At 72.9% G+C, this 23,466-nt stretch carries 23 protein-coding genes and 2 pseudogenes; 8 read left to right on the top strand and 17 right to left on the bottom strand.

Going from position 1 to position 23,466, the window contains the following annotated elements; genetic code table 11:
- Window position 1 precedes the first annotated feature (1 nt).
- Window positions 2-349, bottom strand: coding sequence for a CU044_2847 family protein (locus DRB96_RS37425; RefSeq protein WP_112452407.1), 348 nt, complete (start codon window positions 347-349; stop codon window positions 2-4).
- 164 nt (window positions 350-513) lie between these two features.
- Window positions 514-1,806, bottom strand: a complete 1,293-nt coding sequence (locus tag DRB96_RS37420; RefSeq protein ID WP_239516414.1) for an acetyl-CoA acetyltransferase — start codon at window positions 1,804-1,806, stop codon at window positions 514-516.
- Window positions 1,807-2,001: 195 nt separating this feature from the next.
- On the opposite strand from DRB96_RS37420, the gene DRB96_RS37415 reads away from it, so the two are divergent.
- Window positions 2,002-3,954: a peroxidase gene (locus DRB96_RS37415; protein WP_239517815.1), complete on the top strand. Its 1,953-nt coding sequence runs from the start codon at window positions 2,002-2,004 to the stop codon at window positions 3,952-3,954.
- Between the two features lie 9 nt (window positions 3,955-3,963).
- Window positions 3,964-4,926 (top strand): aldo/keto reductase, encoded by a 963-nt coding sequence (locus tag DRB96_RS37410; RefSeq protein WP_239516271.1) that lies wholly within the window; start codon window positions 3,964-3,966, stop codon window positions 4,924-4,926.
- 37 nt (window positions 4,927-4,963) lie between these two features.
- Here the strand turns inward: DRB96_RS37410 and DRB96_RS37405 are convergent, their stop codons facing one another.
- On the bottom strand, window positions 4,964-5,851 hold the full coding sequence (locus tag DRB96_RS37405; RefSeq protein WP_112452405.1) for an alpha/beta fold hydrolase: 888 nt from the start codon (window positions 5,849-5,851) through the stop codon (window positions 4,964-4,966).
- A gap of 130 nt (window positions 5,852-5,981) precedes the next feature.
- Here DRB96_RS37405 and DRB96_RS37400 point away from each other — a divergent pair, with 130 nt between their 5' ends.
- Both DRB96_RS37400 and DRB96_RS43415 read left to right on the top strand, forming a co-directional pair.
- Complete coding sequence (locus tag DRB96_RS37400; RefSeq protein WP_112452404.1) at window positions 5,982-7,202, top strand: helix-turn-helix domain-containing protein; 1,221 nt, start codon at window positions 5,982-5,984, stop codon at window positions 7,200-7,202.
- A 242-nt stretch (window positions 7,203-7,444) separates the two neighbouring features.
- Window positions 7,445-7,849 (top strand): hypothetical protein, encoded by a 405-nt coding sequence (locus DRB96_RS43415; protein WP_162688673.1) that lies wholly within the window; start codon window positions 7,445-7,447, stop codon window positions 7,847-7,849.
- Between the two features lie 161 nt (window positions 7,850-8,010).
- Here DRB96_RS43415 and DRB96_RS45445 read toward each other — a convergent pair whose 3' ends face one another.
- From DRB96_RS45445 to DRB96_RS37365, 5 genes are all read right to left on the bottom strand, one after another.
- Window positions 8,011-8,814 (bottom strand): hypothetical protein, encoded by an 804-nt coding sequence (locus DRB96_RS45445; protein ID WP_239517814.1) that lies wholly within the window; start codon window positions 8,812-8,814, stop codon window positions 8,011-8,013.
- 808 nt (window positions 8,815-9,622) lie between these two features.
- Window positions 9,623-10,627, bottom strand: a complete 1,005-nt coding sequence (locus DRB96_RS37380; protein WP_204357914.1) for an N-acetylmuramoyl-L-alanine amidase — start codon at window positions 10,625-10,627, stop codon at window positions 9,623-9,625.
- 202 nt (window positions 10,628-10,829) lie between these two features.
- Window positions 10,830-11,471 (bottom strand): class I SAM-dependent methyltransferase, encoded by a 642-nt coding sequence (locus DRB96_RS37375; RefSeq protein WP_112452402.1) that lies wholly within the window; start codon window positions 11,469-11,471, stop codon window positions 10,830-10,832.
- Window positions 11,472-11,594: 123 nt separating this feature from the next.
- Window positions 11,595-13,058, bottom strand: a complete 1,464-nt coding sequence (locus DRB96_RS37370; RefSeq protein ID WP_112452401.1) for an FG-GAP-like repeat-containing protein — start codon at window positions 13,056-13,058, stop codon at window positions 11,595-11,597.
- Between the two features lie 89 nt (window positions 13,059-13,147).
- Window positions 13,148-13,582, bottom strand: coding sequence for an ATP-binding protein (locus tag DRB96_RS37365; RefSeq protein WP_239516275.1), 435 nt, complete (start codon window positions 13,580-13,582; stop codon window positions 13,148-13,150).
- Between the two features lie 84 nt (window positions 13,583-13,666).
- On the opposite strand from DRB96_RS37365, the gene DRB96_RS37360 reads away from it, so the two are divergent.
- Window positions 13,667-14,515 carry a helix-turn-helix transcriptional regulator gene (locus tag DRB96_RS37360; RefSeq protein ID WP_112452399.1) on the top strand — a complete coding sequence of 283 codons (849 nt, stop codon included), beginning with the start codon at window positions 13,667-13,669 and terminating at the stop codon, window positions 14,513-14,515.
- Window positions 14,475-14,735: a DUF397 domain-containing protein gene (locus DRB96_RS37355; RefSeq protein ID WP_112452398.1), complete on the top strand. Its 261-nt coding sequence runs from the start codon at window positions 14,475-14,477 to the stop codon at window positions 14,733-14,735. Before DRB96_RS37360 ends, DRB96_RS37355 begins: the two co-directional genes overlap by 41 nt.
- A gap of 56 nt (window positions 14,736-14,791) precedes the next feature.
- Here DRB96_RS37355 and DRB96_RS37350 read toward each other — a convergent pair whose 3' ends face one another.
- Together DRB96_RS37350 and DRB96_RS37345 are read right to left on the bottom strand one after the other, a co-directional pair.
- Window positions 14,792-15,271 (bottom strand): hypothetical protein, encoded by a 480-nt coding sequence (locus DRB96_RS37350; protein WP_112452397.1) that lies wholly within the window; start codon window positions 15,269-15,271, stop codon window positions 14,792-14,794.
- 360 nt (window positions 15,272-15,631) lie between these two features.
- Window positions 15,632-15,814: a transposase gene (locus DRB96_RS37345; protein ID WP_239517813.1), complete on the bottom strand. Its 183-nt coding sequence runs from the start codon at window positions 15,812-15,814 to the stop codon at window positions 15,632-15,634.
- Between the two features lie 4 nt (window positions 15,815-15,818).
- Here DRB96_RS37345 and DRB96_RS37340 point away from each other — a divergent pair, with 4 nt between their 5' ends.
- Complete coding sequence (locus DRB96_RS37340; protein WP_204358131.1) at window positions 15,819-15,956, top strand: hypothetical protein; 138 nt, start codon at window positions 15,819-15,821, stop codon at window positions 15,954-15,956.
- A 200-nt stretch (window positions 15,957-16,156) separates the two neighbouring features.
- On the opposite strand, the gene DRB96_RS37335 is transcribed toward DRB96_RS37340, so the two are convergent.
- The 7 genes and pseudogenes from DRB96_RS37335 to DRB96_RS37305 all read right to left on the bottom strand — a co-directional run.
- On the bottom strand, window positions 16,157-16,741 hold the full coding sequence (locus DRB96_RS37335) for a rhodanese-like domain-containing protein (protein WP_112452396.1): 585 nt from the start codon (window positions 16,739-16,741) through the stop codon (window positions 16,157-16,159).
- A 207-nt stretch (window positions 16,742-16,948) separates the two neighbouring features.
- Window positions 16,949-17,780, bottom strand: a pseudogene (locus DRB96_RS37330) (LLM class flavin-dependent oxidoreductase).
- On the bottom strand, window positions 17,777-18,502 hold the full coding sequence (locus DRB96_RS37325; RefSeq protein ID WP_112452395.1) for a GNAT family N-acetyltransferase: 726 nt from the start codon (window positions 18,500-18,502) through the stop codon (window positions 17,777-17,779). Before DRB96_RS37325 ends, DRB96_RS37330 begins: the two are co-directional and overlap by 4 nt.
- Window positions 18,503-18,556: 54 nt before the next feature.
- On the bottom strand, window positions 18,557-19,576 hold the full coding sequence (locus DRB96_RS37320) for a transporter substrate-binding domain-containing protein (RefSeq protein WP_112452394.1): 1,020 nt from the start codon (window positions 19,574-19,576) through the stop codon (window positions 18,557-18,559).
- 73 nt (window positions 19,577-19,649) lie between these two features.
- Window positions 19,650-20,450: an amino acid ABC transporter ATP-binding protein gene (locus DRB96_RS37315; RefSeq protein ID WP_112452393.1), complete on the bottom strand. Its 801-nt coding sequence runs from the start codon at window positions 20,448-20,450 to the stop codon at window positions 19,650-19,652.
- Window positions 20,447-21,409 carry an amino acid ABC transporter permease gene (locus DRB96_RS37310; RefSeq protein ID WP_239516492.1) on the bottom strand — a complete coding sequence of 321 codons (963 nt, stop codon included), beginning with the start codon at window positions 21,407-21,409 and terminating at the stop codon, window positions 20,447-20,449. Before DRB96_RS37310 ends, DRB96_RS37315 begins: the two co-directional genes overlap by 4 nt.
- Window positions 21,410-21,615: 206 nt before the next feature.
- Window positions 21,616-22,527 (bottom strand): annotated as a pseudogene (locus DRB96_RS37305) (amino acid ABC transporter permease); the annotation flags it as partial.
- A gap of 256 nt (window positions 22,528-22,783) precedes the next feature.
- Here DRB96_RS37305 and DRB96_RS37300 point away from each other — a divergent pair.
- Entirely contained in the window at window positions 22,784-23,389 is a 606-nt protein-coding gene (locus DRB96_RS37300) for a phosphoglycerate mutase family protein (protein WP_239517812.1), read from the top strand.
- Window positions 23,390-23,466 lie beyond the last annotated feature (77 nt).

Raw genomic sequence — 23,466 nt, 5'->3', positions numbered from 1 at the left:
ATCAGTCCTCGGGCCCGTCGGCACCGGGACGCCCGGGACGGTCCTTCGCCCACATCATGGTGACCTTCAAGTGGGAGTTGAGGCTGCTCTTGGTGATCACGGCGCCGGCCTCGACCGCGAGGTCGACGCCGAACTCGATCGTGATCCCGTCAGGGCCGGCTTTGCGCAGCTGGTCGAGCGTGGCGCGCGATGCCTCGGCGACCGAGCCGAGGGCCTCTTGCAGATTTCCCGGCAGGTCGCGAATGGCGTCGCCGACGCGCCCTGCCTTCACAGGCCCCTGAGCCGTGGCCGGAGCTTCGACCAGGAGGGAGCCCCCGCCTTCCAGCGGAATCCGAGCCAGATGTGTCACGGATCCTCCTCGGTGAGGAAGCCCGGCGTCGAGTGCGTCGAAAACGCCGCCCATATCGCGGCACCAGGGCGGACGGGAAACCCCTCGCCGGCCTCGAGGGCACGGCGCCGCCTCACTTGATCATCACCCCATCCGGTGCATACCGCATCCCGAGAGCGGCAGGGTCATCCCCGGCCCAAGATCACCGTTCCCGACGAGCAGAACCAGCCGCCCGTGCCCGAGGCGAGGGCTACCCGGGGGAGGGCGCCGTCGGGTTTGCGGACCTGGCCTTCGCCCGCCTCGCCGCGCAGCTGGCGTACCGCCTCGACCAGCAGGAACAGCCCGCGCATGCCGGGATGGCAGGCCGAGAGGCCGCCGCCGTCCGTGTTGACCGGGAGTTCGCCGTCCCGCAGGAGGCGGCCCTTCTCGACGAAGGCCCCGCCCTCGCCCTTCGCGCAGAAGCCGAGGTCCTCCAGGGTGACCAGGGTCATATAGGTGAAGGCGTCGTAGATCTCGGCCAGATCCACGTCCGCGGGGGTGAGTCCCGCGCGGGCGAAGGCCTGGCGGCCCGAGACCGCCGCCGGGGAGACCGTGAAGTCCTCCCACTCCGACATCGTGGTGTGCGAGACCGAGGTGCCCGAGCCCAGGATCCAGACCGGCTCCTTCGCGGTGTCCGGTACGTAGTCCTCCGCCGCCAGCAGCACCGCGCAGCCGCCGTCCGAGCGGATGCAGCAGTTCAGCTTCGTGAAGGGGTCCGCGATCATGCCCGAGGACAGGACGTCGTCCACCGTGATCGGGTCGCGGAACATCGCGTCCGGGTTGGTGGCCGCGTTGGCCCGTGCCTGGACGGCGACTTCGGCGAGCTGTTCCAGTGTCGTGCCGTACTCGTGCATGTGGCGCCGCGCGGCCATCGCGTACTTGGAGACCAGCGTGTGCCCGTACGGGACCTCGAACTGCAGGGGTCCCCGCGCGCCGAAGGAGAGGTTCGAGGTCCGGCGGCGGGCCTTGATGTCGGCGCGCGCGGTGGATCCGTAGACGAGGAGGACCGCGTTGGCGTGGCCGGCGGCGATGGCGTCCGCCGCGTGGGCGGCCATGACCTCCCAGGTGGAGCCGCCGACGGAGGTGGAGTCGACCCAGGTGGGGCGCAGGCCCAGGTACTCGGCCACTTCGACGGGCGCGAGGATGCCGAGGCCGGCCGAGGCGAAGCCGTCGATGACCGAGCGGTCGAGGCCGGAGTCGGCCAGCGCGCGGCGGGCGGCCTGTGCGTGCAGGGCGTACGGGGTGGGCCCGTCGACCCGGCCGCAGTCCGAGAGGGCGACGCCGACGACGGCGACCCGGCGGCGGGGCGTGGGCGGACCGGGCGTGGTCCGGCGGGCCGTGGACAGGCCCGGCGCGGTCCGGTGGGCCGTGGATGGGACCGACGCCGACTCCGACTCCGACGCCGACGCCGACGCCGACGCCGTGGACGGGCCAGGCATGGACGCCGACGCCGACGCCGACGCCGTGGACGGGCCCGACGCCGACGCCGACGCCGTCGACGGGCCAGGCGCCGACGCCGACGCCCTGGACGCGGAGGGCGGAGCTGCCGGGGGCATGGACGCCGCCGGTGGCGTGGACGGGGACGGGGACGGGGACGGGGGAGTCGCGGGCCCACCGGACCCGCCCGCCGGACCGTGGTCCAGGCCGCGGCCTTCGCCGCCGCAGGCCTCACCGCAGGCCTCGCCCCGACGGCCTGGTCCGCCCCGGCCGGCCCCGGCGCCCCCGCCGGTCCGGCCGCGGCGGCGGCCGCCGGTCCTCCGCGGGCGGCCGCCGCCCCGGACCCGCTCCCGCTGCGCACCGACCGCCACAGCCAGGGCGACATCCTCGCCGGATTCCGCAAGGACCACGTATCCCTGCTCTTCCTCCACTTCCGCGACGCCGTCCAGGCCCGCCAGTGGCTGAAGCGCCTGCTGCCCTCGATCTCCACCACCGAGGACGTGGCACGCTTCAACAAGGCCTTCAGCAGGGCCCGCGAGCGCGCGGGCGGCATCGACCCGGAATCCATGTCCTGCCTGTGGACCGGACTCAGCCTCACCCACCCGGGGCTGCGCCTGCTCGCCGGCCGGGAACCCTTCCCCGCCGCCCCGGCCGGCTCGAACGCCGAGGCCTTCACCCAGGGCGCCGCCGTCCGCGCCCAGCAGCTCGGCGACACCGGCACCAGTGCCCCGCCGTCCTGGCTGTTCGGCGCGGAGGAGCCCGGGCGCGCGGTCCACGCCGTCCTCACCCTGGCCGCCGACGACCCCGAACGCCTCGCCACCGCCGTCGCCGAACACCGCGAGGCCGCCACCAAGTCCGGCGCCGCGGTCCTCTTCCGCCAGAACGGCGCCACCCTCCCCGGCGAACTGCGCGGACACGAGCACTTCGGCTTCGCCGACTGCATCAGCCAGCCCGGCGTACGGGGCTTCGACGAGCCCGACCCGGCCACCGGCACCACCGTGCTGGGCAAGCCCGGCACCCGGCTGATCCCCGCCGGCGAGTTCATCGTCGGGCCCGAACGGGTCGGCCGGCGCCCCACCGCCCTGCCCGCATGGGCCACCGGCGGATCCTTCCAGGTCGTACGCCGCCTCGCGCAGGACGTGCCCGGCTGGTGGACGCAGGTCTCCCTGCGGCTCGCGGAACTCCAGCGGGCCGGCGCCGCACCCGCCGACGCCGGCCGCGAGTGGCTGGGAGCCCGCCTCATGGGCCGCTGGCCGGGCGGGATGCCCGTCGCCGTCTGCCCCGCCGCCGAACAGCCGCGCGAGCCCGGCGTGGACCCCGACGCCACCCTCGACTACAGCGCCGACCCGCACGGCTGGCGGATGCCGCTCTTCGCGCACATCCGCAAGGGCAACCCGCGCGACGGCCTCGTCCTCACCCCGGGCCGCCCGCCGCTGGGCGTGGCCGAGCTCGACGGCCGCCGCCTGATGCGGCGCGGCATCCCGTACGGCCCCGTCTACCACCCCGAACTGGGCGCCGACCACGGCCCGGAGGCATCCCGCGGGCTGGTCTTCGTATGCCACCAGGCCGACCTGGTCGGCCAGTTCGAGCTCGTCGCGCGCAAGTGGCTGAACGAGCAGGACTTCCCGGCCGGCCGCAACCCGCGCACCGGCGCCGACCCCGTGCTCGGTCCGGACTCGGCCTGCGCCTTCGAAACCCCCTCGGGGGACGGCAGCCGGGCCAACACCCTCTACTTCGGCCGTTACGTGCGCACGGAAGGCTCCGTCTACGCCTTCAGCCCCTCCCTCCCCGTCCTGCGCGCCCTGACCACCGGAGAGCTCGACGACTCCATCGAGTTCCACGCCGGGTCCGTCCTGCGCACCGGCGACGTCCTCGACGCGGGCAAGGCCCGCCTGACCCTCGACAGCGCCGGGGACCTCGTCCTGCTCGACGCCCAGGGCGGCCGTACGTGGCACAGCGACGCGGGCGGCGCCGGCCACGACGCCGTCTTCACCCAGGACGGCGAACTGGTCCTGCGCACCGCCGAGGGCAAGCCGGCCTGGTCGAGCGGCACCACCGGACACCCGGGCGCGCGCCTGCTGCTGCGCCCCACCGGAGAGCTGGTGATCCTGGACGGGGACCGGGTGCTGTGGAAGGCGTCCGCCTCATAGGGTGGACGCATGGCGACGACCACCGCATCAGTGACAGGCGAAACCCGGTTGATATACGGCTGCATGGCCCTCGGCGGGAGCTGGGAGCCCGGCCCGTACCGGCCCGAGGACATCGACGACGCCGAGGCGGCCATCCAGGCCGCCCTCGACAGCGGCATCACCATGTTCGACCACGCCGACATCTACCGGCACGGAAAGGCGGAAGCCGTCTTCGGTGAGGTGCTCGCCCGCACACCCGGCCTGCGAGAGCGCGTCACGCTCCAGACCAAGTGCGGGATCCGCCTCGCCGACGGCGAGCGCCCCGGCATCTACGACCTGCGCGGGGACACCGTCACCCGCCGCGTGGAGGAGAGCCTCACCCGGCTGCGCACCGACGTCATCGACGTCCTGTTGCTGCACCGGCCCGATCCGCTGGCCGATCCGGCCGAGACGGCCCGCGCCCTCACCTCGCTGCGGAGCCAAGGCCTGGTCAGGGAGTTCGGCGTCTCCAACATGAACGCGGCGCAGAGCGCCCACCTGCAACGCCACCTGGACTTCCCGCTCGTCGCCAACCAGCTGGAAATGAGCCTGGACCGGCGCGACTGGCTCGAGGACGGAGTCCTCGTCAACACCCCGGCAGCGGCCTCCGTCGGCTTCCCGGCCGGCACCGTCGAGTACTGCGTGGCCAACGGCGTCCGCCTCCAGGCCTGGGGAGCACTCGCCCAAGGCCGCTTCACCGGACGGCAGGAGAGCGCACGGGAGCACGCGACCGCCGAACTCCTGATCGCGCTGGCCAAGGCGAAGGACACCACGCCGGAGACGATCCTGCTGTGGTGGCTGCAGCGCCATCCGGCCCGGATCGCCCCCGTCGTCGGCACCGGCCGCCCGGACCGCATCCGCGCCTGCCGCGACGCGGCGCTGCGCGCCCCCGACCTCAGCCACGAGGAGTGGTACTCGCTCTGGCTGACGGCCCGGGGCGCGCCGCTCCCGTAGGACGGCCCGCAGGCCAGGCAAGATCCGAGAGAGACGGCTAGCCCGGCGAGCCGACCGCGCACACCAGGATCGGGGTGGCGCGGCGCGGGTCGAGGCCGTTGCGCACCAGGTGCCAGACGTTGAGGTCGTAGGCCTCGCCGATGTGGCCCACCGGATCGAAGGGGCAGAAGTCCTGCACGTACTGGTTCCTGACCCCCGGCTCGCGGACGAACGCCGTCTCGGTCGGGGTCACGAGCTCGTCGTAGCGCGAGGAGATGATGGTGTAGGAGATCCCGGGCTGGGCCACCGGGCCGTTGTTCAGAGCCAGGATGGCGGGACCGCCCGGCACCTCGTCGGCCAGCACGGGGATGCCGATCGTCGTCACGATCCGCTCCATGGTCTGCCGTCCGAGCAGCTTGTCGCCCAGGTCCAGCAGGCCGGCCGCGTTGGTGCCGTGCGTGGGGGGCGCGATGGCGACGACCGCCTTGATGTGGGACTGGATGCCCTGCATCTTCGCCAGGTAGAGGGCCTGGAGGCCGCCTTCGGAGTGGCCGACGACGGAGACCTGGGCGGCGCCGGTCGCGCCGCGCACCTTCTCCACGTACGCCTTGATCTCCAGGTTGGAGACGGCGACCGGCTTCAACCCGCCGACCAGCGGAAAGCCCTCGTAGGCGCCGTAGGTGAGGGCGAAGGTGCAGTAGCCGCGGGCCGCCAGGTCGGCCTGGAGGAAGTTGAGGTCCTCGTACCAGGTCGCGAAGGTGCCGTGCAGCAGCACCACCGGCTCGGGGTGCGCGGCGCTGGGCCGGCAGGAGAAGTCGTTGATGCCGCCGGCTCCGCCGTCGGCGGCGGCGTGTGCCGGGAAGGCGGAGCCGAACAGCAGCGCGAGCGGGAGCCCCGCCCTGACGAGCCATCGGCGGGTCCGCGACGCACGGGTGCTGTGTGCCATACGACATCTCCTGACGGGGGGTGTGGTGCTCTGGTCGGACTGCACAGAATGCTCCGGCCCGCCGCCGCTGTCCCCTGGCGGTACGCGCAGAATGCTTCCACCCGCGTTTGTGCACGGCGACAATGCGGGAATGGACGAGAAAGCCGAACGCGGGCGCGAACCGGATCCCGGCGGGCGGATCCCGCCGGGGTTCGCCGCCTCGCTGCTGCCGCGGGTGCCGGAGATCGCCGCGGCCACCGTCTCCCGCCTGACCACCGAGATCCCCGCCTACCGGCTGCTGCCCGACAGCATCCTCGGCGGCGATCTCATCGCGAACACCGAGGCCGTGCTGCGGCTCTTCCTCACCACCGCCGCCGAAGGGCGCCCGCCGGCCGAACACGAACTGGCCGCGCCCATCGCCTGGGGCGCCGAACGGGCCCGGGACGGCGTACCCCTGGAAGCGGTGCTACGGGTCTACCCGCTCGGCGCCCGCCAGGCCTGGGAGCTCGCCACGGCCGGTCCCGAGCCCGCTGCCGACCCGTACGCCCTGGTCACCGGCCTGCTCGCCTTCCTCGGCGAGGTGATGCCCAAGGTCGCCGAGGCGTACCTGAGGGAGCAGGCCGACCTCGACTGGGAACAGCGCGAACACGGCCGCAACCTCGCCGGGGTGCTGCTCGCCGGCCGTCCCGCCCGGCGCGCGGCGGAGCGGTACGGGCGCACGCTGGCCGAGCGGTACGAAGTGGTGGTCCTGCGGCTCCCGGAGGCCCCCGGGAGCGCGACGACCCGCATCCTGCGGGCCGTGCGCTCCGAACTCGACCGGAACCCCGAGGTGCTGGCCACCTTCAAGGGCGACGGGGGAGCGCTGCTCGTCCCGCTCGGGCAGGACGGCGCGACCCGCCGGCTGCTCGCCCGGCTCGACGCGGCCGCCGCACTGCGCTGCACGGCGGCCGCCGCCACCGCCGAGGACCACGAAGCGATCCCGGGTGCGCAGGCGGAGGCGTCCGAAGTCCTCACGCTGGCGGAGGACTTGGGCCGCCCCCCGGGGCTCTACCGGCTGGCCGATCTCGCCGTCGAGTACCAGCTGGTGCGGCCGGGCCCCGCCCGGGACGCGCTGGCCGGCACCCTGGACGGCCTCGCCGGTCAGCCCCATCTGATCGACACCCTGCGGGTGTTCATCGCCGCGGGCTACCGCCGCACCGAGGCGGCCGCCGCCCTCACCGTGCACCGCAACACCCTGACCTACCGGCTCGGCCGGATCCGCCTGCTCACCGGCCGCGACGCCACCGACCCCACGGACGCGCGCCACCTGGCCGCCGCCCTCACGGCGCACGACGCGTCCCACCGAACCACCCCGCCCCCGGGCAGACGCTGACCGATGCGTTCAAATAGACCCGTCAACCCATTCCTGAAAGCCCCGGCCCCGGCAGCATCATGAGGCGGCAGCAATTCCTCAAGTCGTGTTCCGTCACTGCAGTTGCTTTTCTTCTCACGCGTATGGGCCGGCACATCCGTCCGGACAGATTCGGCATTGCCGATATCTCTCGCGCAAAGCCCCGGGATGGCATCATCGGTCCACCGATATCTGATGTGCCGTAACACTGCGACGGGGGCAGTATGGACGTGCTGACGATAGCCAATGAGATCACGCCCTATGTCACCGCCGCGGCCGGCGCCTACGGCACGGCCGTGTTCACCCGGGCGACCGATGCCGGCGCGGATGCCACCCTCACGCTCGGGCAGCGCATCCTGCAGCGCATCTGGCACCGGGAAGCCGGCCGTCCCGGCATCCGGCAGGCTCTGGACGACATGGCGGAATCGCCCCACGACCCCGACGTCCAGGCCGCGCTGCGGGTCCAGATCCGCGAGGCCCTGGCCGCGGACCCGACTCTGGCCGGCGACCTCGTCCGGCTCCTGGGCGGCGCCGGTGTGAACATCACCGCGTCCGGCGAACGCTCCGTGGCCGTCCGGGACAGCTCGGGGGTCATCAGCACCGGCGACAACGCCCGCGTCCAGCGGTGAGCGCCCCCGTTCCGGGGCTGGAGCCCCCCGCGCCCGCGCAGCCCGGCGGGGCCTCGGGTCCGCGGTCCGTGGCCGCCGGCGTGAACGGCGGGGTCATCAGCACGGGTGACCGGGCGAGCATCGACGCGCGCACCCAGATCCTGCCGCGCGAGGCGTTCTCGTCACCTGCCGAAGTGGCGGCCTCCGCGGGGCTGAACAACCTTCCCCTGCCCGCCAGTGCCCTCTTTTTTGGTCGAGATGACGAGATGCGGAGACTGTGGGCCGCCATGCGGGGCACGGCCGCCGTCGTGACGCAGGCCGTCCACGGCCTCGGCGGGGTCGGAAAGAGTACCCTTGCCCTGCATTACGCCCATACCCACCGTGACCAGTACACGCTCGTGTGGTGGCTCACCGCGTCGAGCCCCGACACGATCGAAACCGGGCTCGCGGAACTGGCCCTGCGCCTGCACCCGGCCCGCAGGAGCCTCCCCGACACCACGACCGAGCACCACGCACAATGGGCCACCGGCTGGCTGCAGGCCCACCCCGGATGGCTGTTGATCGTGGACAATGCCGAACATCCCGACCACATCGCCCCGCTCATCGGCCAACTCGCCGGTGGCCACCATCTGATCACCACTCGTCGCGCTATTGGATGGCACCACTTGACCACCCACCCCATTGCCCTGGACGTGCTTGCTCCCGACGCCGCCGTGGAACTCCTCATCAACATCACCGGCCAGACCGGCGAGCGGGACCGGCAGGACGCCGCGCACCTTGCCGCCGAACTCGGCTTCCTCCCCCTGGCCTTGGAACAGGCCGGCGCCTACATCCAGCACAACCAGACCACGCACGCCCGCTACCTCGCCCAACTCGCCAGCCGCCCCGCCCGGATGTTCGCCACCCCCGCCGGAGGCACCGCGCGCGGCGGCGACGCGCGCCGCGAGCCGCACGACCGCACGGCCCTCGGCGAGGAGCACTTCCACTGCGCCCCGGGCCCCTCGGGCTGGCGCTACGGCTCCGAGGGCGCCGCCCCCGACGGCGGGCACCGCGGCTCGGTCGGCCTGGCCGTCGACGTTCCGGGGAGCCGCCGTAGGGCGGGACCGGCTGCGGGGCGGCCCCGTACGGCTGCGGCTCCTGGCCGCCCGGGTAGCCGTAGCCGGCACCCGGCTGCTGGGGCGCTCCGCCGTACGGCGGGACGGCCGCGGCCGCGGGCTTCGGGTCCGGGACCAGCTGGCCGGCGAGCGCGGGGATCTTGGCGCCGAACAGGGTCACGCCGGCCAGCGCCGCGGTGGCGAGGAAGGCGAGGACGGCTCCCGCGCCCAGGTCGATCCCGGTCGGGCAGGTGATCAGGGCCCACAGTGCGGACCAGGCGGCCGACACGGCGAGCACGGCGCCCCAGGCCTGGAACGGGATGCCGAGGAGCTGGCGGCCCGCGGGCTGGAAGCGGGCGGTGAGGAGCAGCCCGACCGCGATGAAGGCGAGCAGGAAGATGCTCGGGAGCGCCAGCCGGTAGGCGTCGGTGTCCCACACGCTCGGGGTGTCGATGCTGGTCGCGGAGTAGAAATCGAGGAACGAGGCGATGAACAGCAGTACCGCTGCTCCGATCACCACGCCGTCGCCTCGAGTGAGGGAGCGGATATTCACGTCTTAGGTGTCCTTCTCGGTCTCGTCGTCTCGTGGTGCCGTGGTCGCACGCCATGACGGAGTGGGCGGGCGGCACCATGGTACGGAGGTCCACCGCGGCCGAGAGGGTCGGGGCTGCGGGCCGCCCCGGAAGGCGGCCCGTTGGGGCTACCCGCCGAGGAACCCGACGATGCCGTCCGCGATGCCCTGGGCCGCTTTCTGCCGCCACTCCGGACTCGACAGCTGCGCCGCGTCCTTGGCGTCACGCATGTTGCCGCATTCGACGAACACCTTGGGGCGGGTCGACAGGTTCAGTCCGCCGAGATCGTCGCGGACCACCAATCCGGTACCGCTGCCGAGGTAGTTGGCGGGGGCCGAACCGGTGGTGCGCGCGAAGTTCCCGGCGATCCGCTCGCCGAGCTGCCGGGACGGCTCGACGATCTTCGCGGTGTCGGCGCCGCCGCCCTTGACCTTGGCCGGGAGGATGACGTGGAAGCCGCGGCTGCCGGCCGAGACCCCGTCCGCGTGGACCGAGACGACGGCTTCGGCCTGGGCCGCGTTGCCGATGCGGGCGCGCTCGTCGATGCACGGGCCGAAGGGGCGTTCGGGGCCCGCCTCGTGGGTGAGGACCACCTTGAGGCCCTGGGCCTCCAGGATCGTGCGCAGGCGCTTGGAGACGTCCATGCTGAACTCGGCTTCCATGTAGCCCGAGTTGGTGGTCGTGCCGGTGGTGTCGCACTCCTTGCGGTTGGTGCCGATGTCCACCTGGCGGTTGATCTCTTTGGTGTGCTTGAAATTGCCGGTGTTGTGGCCGGGGTCGATGGCCACGACCCGGCCGGCGAGGGACGTGCCCGCGGAAGCCGACCCGCCGCTCGCCGAGGCGGACGTGCTCGCACCCGGCGAGGGGGACGCGCTCGCGGAAGCGGCCGGGCCCGCGCCGGCGGCCGCGCCCGGAGACACCTGGGAGGCGAGCGGCATCACGATCCGGGGCGGGCGGGAGTCGTCGGTCCCGCCGCCGCCGAGCACCTCGGTCAGCACCCACCCCGCGAGGCAGGCCGGGGCGAGCGCGGCCGCCGCGACGACCAGGGTGGACCGGCGGGCGTACCAGGGCCGGTCCGGGCTCACGGAAGAGGCGGACTCGGGGAGCGGCGGGGGGCTGTCTTCGTAGCGCACCCGGCGATGCTAGACCGAGGGTCGGTCGTACGTACGGACCCTGGGCCATCCGGGGGCGCGGTGCGCTTATATGCCGGGGGCTCGCGGGGTCGGGGGCCTCGGGCCGGAGCCGCCGAGCGCCCGGGGCGCCGTACGGGACATGGGCGCCGTACGGGACACGGGACCGGGCCCGGCGCGGCGCCCGGGCCCGGCGGAGGTCGGGTCAGATGCCTTCGGCGACGCGGCGCAGGACGCGCAGGGAGTCGGTCACCGAGACCTCCTCGAAGGCGCCCGAGGCCAGGGCGCGCTGGTGGATCCGGTACGGGGCCTGGCCGCCGTCGGCCGGGTCGGGGAACACGTCGTGGATCACCAGCGTGCCGCCCATGGCGACGTGCGGGGCCCAGCCCTCGTAGTCGCCCGTGGCGTGCTCGTCGGTGTGCCCGCCGTCGATGAAGACCAGGCCGAGCTTGCCGCCCCAGGCGGCGGCGACCTGCGGGGAGCGGCCGACGATCGCGATGACGTGCTCCTCCAGACCGGCCCGGTGCAGGGTCCGGCGGAAGGTCGGCAGGGTGTCCATCAGGCCGACCTCCGGGTCCACGACCGTCGGGTCGTGGTACTCCCAGCCCGGCTGCTGCTCCTCGCTGCCGCGGTGGTGGTCGACGGTCAGCGCGCTGACCCCGGCCTCGCGGGCGGCGTCGGCGAGCAGGATCGTGGAGCGCCCGCAGTAGGTCCCGACCTCCAGCAGCGGCAGCCCGAGCCGCGCGGCCCCGGCGGCCGCCTCGTACAGGGCGAGCCCTTCCCCTACGGGCATGAACCCCTTGGCGGCCTCGAAGGCGGCGAGGGTCTCCGGCTTGGGGGTGGCCATGGCGTTCCTCCAGAAGGGGATGGGGTGTGCGGGGCGGGGTCCGCCGGCGCCCCATGGTGCCTTACCGGCGGGTAAGGCACCATGCCCGGGTCGCCGGGCGCGCACGTCCGTGCCCCCCGGCCCTCAGTGGTTGAAGTGGGCGCCGAAGGAGAGGCCTCCGAACGGGGTCAGGCCGACCTGGGCGGGGACGATCTGCAGGGAGCCGGTCCCGCCGACCTTCGTGCCGCTGGACGGCAGGTAGGTGACCGAGCCGGCGTTGACGCCGTCCGCGTCGGACGCGCCGACGATCAGGTCCGCCTTGCCGTCCTTGTTGGTGTCCGTCAGCTTGACCTCGACACCGAACTGCTCGGCCCGCCGGGCGTCGCCGGGCACGCCCGCGCTGTTGCGGGACATCGCCTGCACGCCGGTCTTCGTGACGAGGCCGTCCGCCGAGCCCCGGAAGAGGAACACGGATCCGGCGACCGAGACCGACGTCGTCCCGGTGGGGGTGACCGTGTCGAGGGCCTCGCCGTAGGCCCCGACCGCCAGGTCCTGGTAGCCGTCGCCGTCGACGTCGCCGAACGAGAGGGAGACGCCGAAGCCGTCGTTCTGCTCGTCCGCGCCGGGAACCCCGGGCGTGCCCTGGTCGATCGCGACCGGGGTCGCGGACGGGCCGGCCGCCGAACCGTACGAGACGAGGATCTGCCCGCCCTTGGCCCCGTACCGGTTGCCGATGACGATGTCGCCGTACCCGTCGCCGTTGATGTCGCCGACGGCCTGGCCGTCGCCGGGGCCGACGGGCTTCGCGGCGGCCGGGACCAGGCCGGCCGGGCTGCCGGGCACGTACTGGTTCAGGCTGTTGGCGGTGCCGGCCAGTACCAGGTCGTCATGGCCGTCGCCGTTCACGTCCCCGGCCGCGATGCCTTCGGAGGAGGACGTGAGGCGGAAGCCCAGCGCCGTCTTCACCGGCGCCGGCTGAGCGCCGGTCCGGGCGATGTTCTCGTAGGTGTAGAGCGTGCCGTTCACGGCCGCGTTGGCCGCGGCGCCCACGACGAGCTCGTCCTTGCCGTCCCCGTCGAAGTCCCCGGCGACGAGCTTCGCGCCCCAGATCCGCCGGTTCTGCGGGGTCTGGACGGGGAGCTTGTCGGGGTCGGCGAGCGCGACGCCGCTGCTCAGGCCGTTCTTGGACCCCCAGATGACGGAGAGGTGGCCGGCGTTGTTGTACTCGCCGCGGGCCGTCACCGCCAGGTCGGAGAAGCCGTCGCCGTCGAAGTCGCCGACCGCGCTGACGCTGCCGAAGGCGTCCCCGGCCCCCGGAGCGCCGGGGACGCCGGGCGAGTCCTGGGTGAGCAACTGGCGCTTGGCCGGCGCCAGTCCGGCGCCGGACCCGTAGAGCACGACGGCCTGGCCGGCCGCGCGGACCTCGCCGACCGCCGCGCCCGGCGTGCCCACGACGACGTCCGCGAAGCCGTCGCCGTTGAAGTCGGCCTTCGGGGCCGGGGCGGGCACGGGGGCGGCCGAGGCCGAGGCGACGGGCAGCAGCAGGCCGCCGCCGGTGACGGCGGCCACGGTGAGGATGGCGAGGGTGTTCCGCAGGTACGGGCGCATGTACGGTCCTTCGATTCAGCAGGGAGTCGCCAGGTAGACCGGCGATTTCGCCGAATGGTTGTACGGATCCGCGCCGTGTGTGTCAGGCCTCAGGAGTCGGCGGGGCCGGGGGCGTCGCACTCGAACCACACCGTCTTGCCGGTGGGCTTCGGGTCCGTGCCCCAGCGGTCGGCCACCGCCTCGACCAGCAGCATCCCGCGCCCGCTCTCCGAGAGCTCCCCGCCGCCCGCCTCACGGGCCACCCGTGGGGGCGCCGGGCAGCCGTCCGACACCTCGACGCGCAGCCCGTCCGGCTGCCGCAGGATGAGGACGACACAGTCCCGGCCGGGGACGTGCCGCACGACGTTGGCGACGAGCTCGGTGAGCGCGAGCTCGGCGGCGTCGGCCAGTGCGGTCAGCTCCCACTGGGTCAGGAACAGGCGCAGGATGCGGCGCATGTGCCGGGCGGAGTGGTCACCGACGGTGAAGCCCATGCGGTAGGTGGCGTCAACTTCGCTGGTGGAGTGGCATGTTGTGTGATTCATGCCACCAGGCTGGAGCGGCGTGGTTACGCTCGGCTATGGACCGAAACGAACGCCGCACCGCGTGAACTTGGGGGTGACCGCTCCATGGTCAACATCCGCAGCCTCGACCCCAGCGCCTCTCCGCTGGACTACTACGGCTCGGAACTGCGCCGCCTGCGGGAGGAAGCCGGGCTCAAACAGGGGCAGCTGGGAGCCATCGTCTTCTGCGCGGGCTCGCTGATCGGGCAGATCGAGACGGCGCGGAAGGTGCCGACCCGCGACTTCTCGGAACGGATCGACGCGGCGCTGAACACGGGCGGGGTGTTCTCCCGACTGGTGGGCCTGGTGCTGCGGAGCCAACTGCCGACGTGGTTCCAGCCCTACGCGGAGATGGAAGCACGGGCGGCGTATGTCTCCACGTTCCACGCACAGCTGGTCTACGGGCTGCTGCAGACGGAGGAGTATGCGCGGGCGCTCCTGGGTGTTCGCAGCGACGAGAATCTCGATGCGCGGGTGGCTGCCCGTATGGAGCGGCAGCGGATCTTGGACCGGACGGACCCGCCCTTGATGTGGGTGGTGCTGAGCGAGGCGGTGCTGCACCAGGAGATCGGTGGTCGGCACGTCATGCAAAACCAACTCGCCCACTTGTTGAGCCTGAGGAAGCGGGAGTGGGTGAAGGTGCAGATTCTTCCCTTCGAGGTAGGCGCTCACGCTGGCCTGTTGGGCGAGTTCACACTGCTCCGGTTCGACGATGATCCGGATCTCGCCTACACCGAGGACTTCGTGCAGGGGCACATGACGGCCAATCCACAAGCGCTCAGGGAGGGTTCACTCCGATACGATCACTTGCAGGCCGCCGCCCTCTCGGTGGAGGACTCGGCTGTACGGATCGCCCGCGTAATGGAGGAACGCTATGGACAGCATCCAGGACCTGACGGGCGCGCGTTGGCGTAAGTCTTCGTACAGCGGTGACACCGGTGGCAACTGCGTCGAGTGCGCCCCCCTCGGCACCGCCGCCTGGCGTAAGTCTTCGTACAGCGGTGACACCGGCGGCGAGTGCGTAGAGGTCGCCCCCCAGCCCTGCCGCATCGCCGTCCGGGACTCCAAGGTCCCCGACGGCCCCGCCTTCACCGTCGCCCCGGCCGCCTTCGCGGAGTTCGTCCGCAGCCTCTGACGGGGCGGCGCCGCTCCGGACGCCCGTGGTGGCGGCCGGAGCGGCGGGGTGTGCGCTTACGAGGGGTCGGTGAGACCTTCGATGTCCATGGTGTTGGTGTCCACCGTGAGCCAGATCTGGCTCGACGTGCCGTTCTCCCAGCTGTAGGTCGCGACGACCTTGGCCTTGCCGTTGGCCTGGCTCGCTTCCTTCGCATCGATGAACTTGGGAACTTCGTTCCGGCGGAAGATCGGGTCCTTCTGGTTCTCGAATGCCCAGTTGGTGAGGGTCGTGTCGAGCTCCTTCGTGAGGTACTTCTCCCGGACGTCGGTGCGGTTTTTTCCTTCGGGGTGGATCCCGTTGTAGGCGTCGGTGTAGTAGCCGAGGAACGTGAGGGCTTGCGCCTCCGGCCGCGTATCCCTCTGGGCGGCGGCGGCCGGAGCCGACGGGCTCTCGGCCTGTGCGGGCAGTGCGAGCAGTCCGGAGCCGGCGAGCAGCGCTGCGGTGCACGCGCCGATCAGTGCGCTGCGGAGGCGGAGGCGGGGGCGGTAGGACATGGGGACTCCTGGGACAACGGTGTGAACAGAACACGCGTGCTCAAGCAATGGCCGGGGGGCGGGCATAGCGCCCATTCGGGGCCCCGTCGTGTCGGGGGCCGCGCGCGGTGGCGGTGCCTGGCCACCCTCCCTTGAGGAGAAAGGCTTCGGGTGGCACCGGCCCCGAGGCTGCCGGGAGTACCCGGACGGCGGGTGGTACAGGCGTCAGGGGCCGGCGGCTACACCGGTGCGGCCCTGGTGGGGGCCCGGCTCGACGGCGGCGTGCTGCGGGCGGTCCTGAGCGGCAGGGTCCCGCTGCCGCCCATCAGGGAGTTCCCGGACCTGGTGACTCCTCCCCGTCATAAATGACGGGGCTTCCTGTTACGCCGTGTTGGCGTTGCAGCGGACCAGCCCGGCCCGGTTCAAAACGTTGATCGCGCCCACGGTGTCGGCGTGCGCGGTTCGGCCGCATGCCTGGCAGTGGAATGTGTCTTGCGTGGGGCGGTTCTCCTTCGCGGTGTGCCCGCATTCGGGGCACTCGCGGGAGGTGTTGCGGGGATCCACGGCGATGATTCTCCGGCCGGCGCTTTCGCTCCTCATGGAGCGCCGCACCAAGGTGGCCTTCCGCAGCGGAGCCGGCGCCCACCCCGCCGTGGCCGCCTTCGCCGCGGCCCTGCGCGCGGCCGTACCACCGGAACTGGCCTAGTTCTGCGACCGGAAAGGTTCACCGGGTCGCGGCGCCCGGCACGGCACCTCGCCGCGTTGTCGGACCACCGAAGTACGTCCAGTACAAGCGGCGGCCCTCCGCCCGGGGGCCCCTCCCAGCGGTAGCTGGGGGAGATGCACCGCACCGGACACCGCGACCCGGCAAACCTTCCCGGCCACAGCACTAGGCAGTCTCAGGCGTCAGGCTCCGGGCTCCGGGGCGACGGGCGGGAGCGGGTCGCCCGCGGGCGACTTTCCCCACCGGTTGAACGGGAGCCGGCCGAGGACGACCGCCATGCCGCAGGTGTTGCTGAGGGCGGAGAAGACCAGGCCGCCCGCGATCCCCGCGGACAGCAGCTGGAAGGCCGGGTGGACGAGGAGCCCGAGGAGCAGGCCCAGCAGCACGACGGCGCCCGCGGTGAACCTGACCTGGCGCTCCATGGCCCACACGCTCCGCGAGCGGCCCTCGGGGTAGACGAGCGGGTGCCCGGAGGCCACCCAGGCGGTGGTGCCGCCGGCGAGGGCCGAGGCGTCGATGCCGTGGGACGCCAGCGTGGCGACCGCGTTGTCCGCCCGCGCGCCGGAGGCGCAGACCACCAGCAGGGGTCCGCGCGCGGAGGCCTGCCGGAGCTCCGGCAGCGCCCCCGCGATCCGGTCGAGGGGGACGTTGGCGGAGTCCGGCAGGTGGCCGGACGCGAACTCGCCCGGAGTACGGACGTCGACGACGGTCAGCTCGGGGAGGCGGGGGAACGCCTCGCCCACGCTCAGGGCGGCGGAAACACTCATGGCGGATCGTGGTCCTTGGCAGAGGGGGGCCCGGGCGGAAGACCGGAGGCACGTGCCGGGGATCCTAGGCGCGGCGGCGCCCCCGCGGCGGCCGCCCGGCACGACTGCCACAAGGTTGCCACGTTGCGGCAACAACGGCCGCGGGCGACCGCGGGCGACCCCGGGCGGCTGCCGCCGGACGTCCCGCCCGCCGCCCGGCGGGGCCCCTCACGGGCCGACGGGGCCGGGGAACACCGGATCCGGGATCGAGCGGCGCAGCACCGGCGCGATCTCGGACTGGAACAGTTCCAGGGAGGCACGGTGCTCCGCCTCGGTGAGCCCGCCGGGCTCGGCCTGCAGGTGCAGCACCGTGTGGCCGAGCTCCTCGTGGTACCGGTGCACCTTCTCGATCACCTGCTGCGGGCTGCCGATCAGGGCCGAACTCCGCTCGACGAAGTCCTCCAGGGTCCTGAAGACCGGTTCCAGGCCCTGCGCCGCGTGGGCGGCGAGGTACCGCCTGAACGCCGGCCGGTACGCGGCCACCGCCTGCTGCGAGGTGGGCGCCGTGTGGAAGCCCGCGGTGCCCGCGCCCACCACCGCGTGCGCCGGATCGTGGCCGTGGTGCTCCCAGCGTTCGCGGTAGTGGCGGACCAGCTCGGCGTACGGACCGATCGGGTGGGTCACGTTCGCCGAGAAGAGCGGGTCGCCGTGGCGCGCCGCGAGCTCGACGGAGTCCCGGCTCGTGGCGCTGCCGTGCCAGACCCGCAGGCTCCGCTGGTACGGCCTGGGCAGCACCTCGGCGGCGGTCAGCGCGGGCCGGAAGCGCGGCCGGGCCGTCACCTTGTCCTCGTGCCAGATCCGCCGGAGCGGGGACCACGGGCGGCGAGGACGACAGGAACGGCCGCTCGTGGCGCTCGCCGACGCCGAAGCCGTCGAAGCCGAGCTCCTCCGCCAGCACCGCGGCCGAGACGACCTGCCGGAACCGCTCGCGGGTGGGCACCGGGGCCCCGGTCGCCGGGTCCGTGCCGTCGGTGATCAGGGTGATGGCCAGGAACTTCACGACCGGCCCCCGCCCTCGCCGCCGGGGGCCCGCAGGGCCGTGAAGGAGGGCCTGCGGCGCACGGCGAAGCCGATCGACTCGTAGAGCCGGATCGCGTCCGCATTGCTCGCGGCCGTGTGCAGGAACGGTACGTCTCCCCGCTCCCGGATGCCCGCGGCCACGGCCCGCACCAGGCGCGTGGCCAGGCCCCTGCCGCGGTGGCCGGGATGGGTGCACACCGCGCTGATCTCCGTCCAGCCGGGCGGGCGCAGCCGCTCGCCGGCCATCGCCACCAGCCGGCCCCGGTGGCGGATGCCGAGGTAGGTGCCCAGCTCGACGGTGCGGGGCAGGAACGGCCCCGGCTTCGTCAGCTCGATCAGCTCCAGCACCTCGGGCACGTCGTCCGGTCCGAGCCGCACGGCCTCGGGCGCCGGCTCGGCGCGCAGCGACACGTCGACCAGCTGGACGCCCCCGACCGAGCCGAGGACCTCCCAGCCGTCGGGCGGGGTCAGCACCCCGGCGAGCGAGACGACCCCGCCCGCACCGGTCAGGGAGCGCAGCGCGTCCCAGGACCTGGGGTCGTCGGGATCGGCGATGGCGGAGAACGGCGCGACGTCCGGGGCGTAGCGGGCCGCGTGGCCGCTGGCCCGCTCGGCGAAGGCCGCGTGCGGGCCGGACAGCGAGGCCCAGGCCGGGTTGTCGAGGACGTGCGGGGTCACCGACGCCGTCGTGGTGGTGCTCATGGGGGCGGAACCCTCCTTTCCGTTGGCGGCCCGGGCCGGATGCGGCCCGCGGGCTCAGGAGTTGGTGACGGGCAGCCCGGGCGGGTTGACCTCCGAGGTGGTCACGGCCTCGTTGGACAGGTTCCACGCGGTGAGGAGCTGCGCGTACCGGCCGTTCTTGGCCAGGTGGTTGATGGCCTCGGCCACCGGCTTGGCCAGCCCGCTGTCCTTCTTGGCCGTCGCGGCGATGAGCCCCTGGAGGGTTTCACCGGCACCGGAGAACGAACCGGCGTTGCGCGTGGGCGCGTTGCCGCCGGCGGTCTGGGTGACGTGGTACGCGATCGAGGGGTTGGGGCCGAAGTTCAGGTCGATCTTCTTGCCGCTCAGCGCCAGGTAGACGCTGTTGGCGTCCGGGAAGTACTTGACCGTGATGTCCTTGCCCTCGGCCTGGAGCTTCTTCTGCCACTCCAGGAGGATCTTCTCCTGGTTGGTGCCCTTGCTGACGGACACCGTCTTGCCCGCGAGGTTGCGGTGGTCGCCGGCGAAGTTCCAGGTGCTCTCCTTCAGCGCCTCGAAGGCCAGGTTGTCCTGCCGGTAGGAGGCGAAGTCGTACTTCTTCTTGCGCTCCTCGGTGACGGTGACGTTGGAGAAGGCCACGTCCACCTTGCCGCTGTCGATGCCGACGAAGAGGTTCTCCCAGGTGGAGTTCTTCACCACGGGCTTGAGGCCCAGGGTCGCGGCAACGAGGCGGCCGAGGTCGGGCTCCGCGCCCGTGAGGGTCTTCTGGTCGGTGCCGACGTAGGCGAGGGGCGGGAAGCCGGCGGGCAGGGCGCCGACCCCGATGACCAGCTCACCGCGTTCGCGCACGGCCTCGGGGAGCTGCGCGCGCAGGGACTCGACGACCGGGACGGACAGTTCGGCCTGCTGGGCGGCCCCGTTGGAGACGGCTCCGACGGTCACCTTGTCCGACGCGGTGCCGGAGGCCTTCGCGTCACCGCCGCACGCGGTGAGTCCGGCGGCGAGGGCCGCGGTGGCGGTCGCGGCGCCGAGGCCGCGGACGAGTCTGGTGCGCAGGGTGGTGGACTGGCTTCGCATGGCGTTCCTTCGAGGGTGTCCGCTGATGCGGGGGAGTGGTGGAATGGAATGTCGTGGAGGGTGGGTCGGGCGGTCAGAGCACCTTGCTGAGGAACTCCCGGGTCCGCGGGTGCGCGGGGTGGTCCAGCACCTGCGCGGGCGGCCCCTGTTCGACGATGCGGCCCTCGTGGAGGAAGACCACCTCGTCGGCCACCTCGCGGGCGAAGCCGATCTCGTGGGTCACGATCACCAGGGTGGTGCCCCCGGTGGCCAGGTCCTTGATCACCGACAGCACCTCGCCCACCAGCTCGGGGTCGAGGGCGGAGGTGGGCTCGTCGAAGAGGATGACTCCGGGCCGCAGCGCCAGGGCCCGGGCGATGGCCACCCGCTGCTGCTGCCCGCCGGACAACTGCCTCGGGTAGGCGCCGGCGCGGTCGCCGAGCCCGACGCGCCCCAGCAGCTCGCGCGCCAGGGCCTGTGCCCGAGGCCGGGTCAGCCTGCCGGTCGCCACGGGGGCGGCGGCGACGTTGTCCAGCACGGTCAGGTGCGGGAAGAGGTTGAAGTTCTGGAACACGAAGCCGATCCGACCGCGCTGGGCGAGGATCGCCCGTTCCCCCAGCTCCTTGAGCCGGCCCCCGTGCCGCTGCACGCCGATCAGCTCGCCGCCGATGCTGACGTGGCCGGCCTCGGGCTTCTCCAGGTGGTTGAGGACCCGCAGCAGGGTGGACTTGCCGGAGCCCGAGCGGCCCAGGACCACGGTGACCGTGCCGGGCGCGACGGTCAGGCTCACCCCGTCGAGGACCCGCCGGCCGCCGAACCACTTGTGCACGTCGTGCACTTCGATGGCGGCGGGCGGCGCGGCCGCGGTGTCGAGGGCACTGACGGTCCCCGTCATCGGGCCGTCTCCTTCCGGAAGCGGATCCGCAGGTCGAGCAGGCCCGCGCGGGCCCGCTGGAGGGGAGTGGGCGGCACGGTGCGCAGCGCCCCGCGGGCGTAGTGCCGCTCGACGTAGAACTGCACGACGGAGACCAGGCTGGTGAGGATCACGTACCAGACGGTCGCCACCAGCAGCAGCGGCACCACGTCGCCGGGGTAGGTGCTGCCCAGGCTCTGCACCGAGCCGAACAGGTCGAGCAGCGAGACGTAGAAGACCAGCGAGGTGGCCTTGAGCAGGCCGATCAGCTGGTTGACGTAGGAGGGCACGATCGAGCGCAGCGCCTGCGGGAACACGATCCGCGCGAACTGGTACCGCTTGGGCAGGCCCAGGGCCGCGGCCGCCTCGTGCTGGCCCTGGTCGACCGAGAGCACGCCGGCCCGGACGATCTCCGCCGCGTACGCCGCCTCGCTCAGGCTCAGCCCGACCACCGCGACGACGATGTCGGTGGCGAGCCGCGACTCGTCGAAGGTCAGGAAGGCGGGCCCGAACGGCACCCCGATGCTGAGGGTGGGGTAGAGGGCGCTGAGGTTGTAGAGGAAGAGCAGGACGACGATCAGCGGTACGGAGCGGAAGAGCCAGATGTAGGTCCAGCTCGCCGACCGCAGCACCGGGCTGCCCGAAAGCCTGCCGAGGGCGAGCAGGACGCCGCCGGCCAGGCCCAGGACCGCGCTGTACGCGGCCACCTGGAGCGTGATGAGCAGCCCGTCCAGGATGACCGGGCGCACGAACCAGTAGGCGAACCGGTCCCATTGGTAGAAGGGGTTGGTCGTCAGCCCGTGGGCGGCCTGGGCGGCCAGCACCAGGACGACGATGCCGGCGGCCCAGCGCCCGGGCCGGCGGAGCGGGAGGACCCGCTCCGCGGGCCCGGGCGGCCCGGAACGGGCGGCGGGCGCGGAGAGGAGCAGTGATTCGGTCAAGGGACACTCCAGCGGCTTCGACGAAAGCGCGGAATCGAAAAGCAGCCGTCATGCCGGACGGAGAGGCCGCAGATGTCTTTGTCTGCGGCGTAAGCTAGGCAGCCCGGAGAAGAGGTGTCAACGGCCTCGATATCGGCACGCGGGAAATCGTGTTCCGATTTCATCCGCCGTACACACAACGCCTCTTGGTGAAATGAAACGGGTGCTCAGCGGCCGCCGGACGCGGTCACCGCGTGCAGTCTGCCGCGCAGGCCGGCCAGTTGGACGCGCAGCCGCTGCAGCGGGGTGGGCGGCAGGCCGCGGGAGGTGCCGCGGGCGTAGTACCGCTCGACGTGGTACTGGGCCGCGCTCAGCACCGTGGTGACGGCGATGTACCAGAGGGTGGCCGCCATCAGCAGCGGGATGACCTGGTAGTTCTGGTTGTAGACCAACTGCACCGAGTACAGCAGGTCGTGCACGGCCAGCACGCTGACGATGCTCGTGCCCTTGAGCGTGCCGATCAGCATGTTGCCGGCGGTGGGCACGATGGAGCGCATCGCCTGGGGCACCACGATCCGGCGCAGCGTGCGCCGCCTGCTCAGGCCGAGCGCCTGCGCGGCCTCGGTCTGGCCGGGGTCCACGGAGAGGATGCCGCCGCGCACGACCTCGGCGGCGTAGGCGCTCTCGTGCAGGGTCAGGCCGATGACGGCGGTGAGGGTCGGCCCGAGCAGGTTCACCGTCTTGACGGTGAGGAACTCGGGGCCGTACGGGATGCCGAGGCCGAGCGTGGGGTACAGCGCGCCGATGTTGAACCAGAACAGCAGCTGGACCAGCAGCGGCGTGGACCGGAAGATCCACACGTAGCCCCAGCTCAGAGTGGACAGCACCGGGTTGGCCGACAGCCGCATCACCGCCAGCAGGGTGCCGAGCAGGAAGCCGAACACCATCACCACGCCGGTCAGCCACAGGGTCAGCAGCAGCCCGTCGAGCACGGCGGAGGTGGTGAAGTACCGGCCCACCACGCCCCATTGGAAGGCATCGTTGCGGACGACGGAGTCCACCGCCATCCCGAAGACCAGGAGCGCGGCGGCGGCGGACACGCGGCGGCCGAGCCGCCGCCGGGGCACGATCGGCGGCGGCTCGACATCGGGGGAGCCGTGCGCCCAGGGGTTCCTCGCCCCGGGTCCGCCGGCGGGGTCGGGGTCGGGGTCGGCGGCACGATCGGCGGCGCGATCGGCGGCGGGGCCAGCGGCAAGGTCGGCAGCCCCACCGCCAAGGGCGTGCCGACCCTGCTGATCCCGGACGTCTCGCTGACCAGGGCGAACGTCAAGGACACCGTCATCCGGGGCGACGTCTACACGGCCGACGAGATCTGCACCGACAAGTACGCGGCCCGTGCTGGCCGCCGTGCTCACCCCGCTGGTGGCGGCCGGATGTGCCGAGGAGGAGCGCCCCCGCACCCCGCGCCCCGGCCCCGAGGCCGCCAAGGACGCCCTGGTCATGCTGATCCGGCACGCCGAGAAGCCGTACGCCGGAGACACCGGCGAGGACGACGAGGGCAACGAGGACCCCGGTTTCCTCGCGGTACGGGGCCGACGCCGGGCCCAGGAACTGCCCGCCCTCTTCCCGCCGGCCAAGGGCGCCGGCCTGCCCCGCCCCGAGGCCGTCTTCGCGGCCGGCGGCAAGGAGGGCTCGCCCGCGCGCTGCCGCCAGACCGTGGAGCCGCTGGCCACGGCGCTCCGTACGCCCGTCCGCGCCGAATTCGGCCTCGGAGCCGAGCCCGCGCTCGCCCGCGCGGTACTGGCCGCCCGGATGCCGGTGCTCGTCTGCTGGGAGCACACCGGCATGCCCCGCCTGCTCCGGGCCCTCGGGGCGGACGGGGTCCTCGGACTGCCCGCCGCCTGGCCCGACCGCTACGACCTGGTGTGGACCTTCACCCGCAGGCAGGGCGCATGGAGCTTCCGCGAGCTGCCGCAGCACCTGCTCGCCGGGGACGCCTGATACCGCGGCTGATACCGCGGTACGGGCGTACGCTGAGAAGTGGACTCGGGGCCGTCGTGCGCCTGGAGGTCGACGAT

The organism is Streptomyces sp. ICC1 (assembly GCF_003287935.1).
GTDB lineage: Bacteria > Actinomycetota > Actinomycetes > Streptomycetales > Streptomycetaceae > Streptomyces > Streptomyces tritrimontium.
This window is presented reverse-complemented; position numbering and strand designations above follow the sequence as displayed.

Bases quoted from the DNA above. Each gene is read 5' to 3' on its own strand.
- DRB96_RS37420 (WP_239516414.1), bottom strand. From the start codon at position 1,806: ATGCCTGGCCCGTCCACGGCGTCGGCGTCGGCGTCGGCGTCGGAGTCG.
- DRB96_RS37410 (WP_239516271.1), top strand. From the start codon at position 3,964: ATGGCGACGACCACCGCATCAGTGACAGGCGAAACCCGGTTGATATAC.
- DRB96_RS37405 (WP_112452405.1), bottom strand. From the start codon at position 5,851: ATGGCACACAGCACCCGTGCGTCGCGGACCCGCCGATGGCTCGTCAGG.
- DRB96_RS37400 (WP_112452404.1), top strand. From the start codon at position 5,982: ATGGACGAGAAAGCCGAACGCGGGCGCGAACCGGATCCCGGCGGGCGG.
- DRB96_RS43415 (WP_162688673.1), top strand. From the start codon at position 7,445: ATGGACGTGCTGACGATAGCCAATGAGATCACGCCCTATGTCACCGCC.
- DRB96_RS37375 (WP_112452402.1), bottom strand. From the start codon at position 11,471: ATGGCCACCCCCAAGCCGGAGACCCTCGCCGCCTTCGAGGCCGCCAAG.
- DRB96_RS37370 (WP_112452401.1), bottom strand. From the start codon at position 13,058: ATGCGCCCGTACCTGCGGAACACCCTCGCCATCCTCACCGTGGCCGCC.
- DRB96_RS37365 (WP_239516275.1), bottom strand. From the start codon at position 13,582: ATGAATCACACAACATGCCACTCCACCAGCGAAGTTGACGCCACCTAC.
- DRB96_RS37360 (WP_112452399.1), top strand. From the start codon at position 13,667: ATGGTCAACATCCGCAGCCTCGACCCCAGCGCCTCTCCGCTGGACTAC.
- DRB96_RS37355 (WP_112452398.1), top strand. From the start codon at position 14,475: ATGGACAGCATCCAGGACCTGACGGGCGCGCGTTGGCGTAAGTCTTCG.
- DRB96_RS37350 (WP_112452397.1), bottom strand. From the start codon at position 15,271: ATGTCCTACCGCCCCCGCCTCCGCCTCCGCAGCGCACTGATCGGCGCG.
- DRB96_RS37340 (WP_204358131.1), top strand. From the start codon at position 15,819: ATGATTCTCCGGCCGGCGCTTTCGCTCCTCATGGAGCGCCGCACCAAG.
- DRB96_RS37335 (WP_112452396.1), bottom strand. From the start codon at position 16,741: ATGAGTGTTTCCGCCGCCCTGAGCGTGGGCGAGGCGTTCCCCCGCCTC.
- DRB96_RS37325 (WP_112452395.1), bottom strand. From the start codon at position 18,502: ATGAGCACCACCACGACGGCGTCGGTGACCCCGCACGTCCTCGACAAC.
- DRB96_RS37320 (WP_112452394.1), bottom strand. From the start codon at position 19,576: ATGCGAAGCCAGTCCACCACCCTGCGCACCAGACTCGTCCGCGGCCTC.
- DRB96_RS37315 (WP_112452393.1), bottom strand. From the start codon at position 20,450: ATGACGGGGACCGTCAGTGCCCTCGACACCGCGGCCGCGCCGCCCGCC.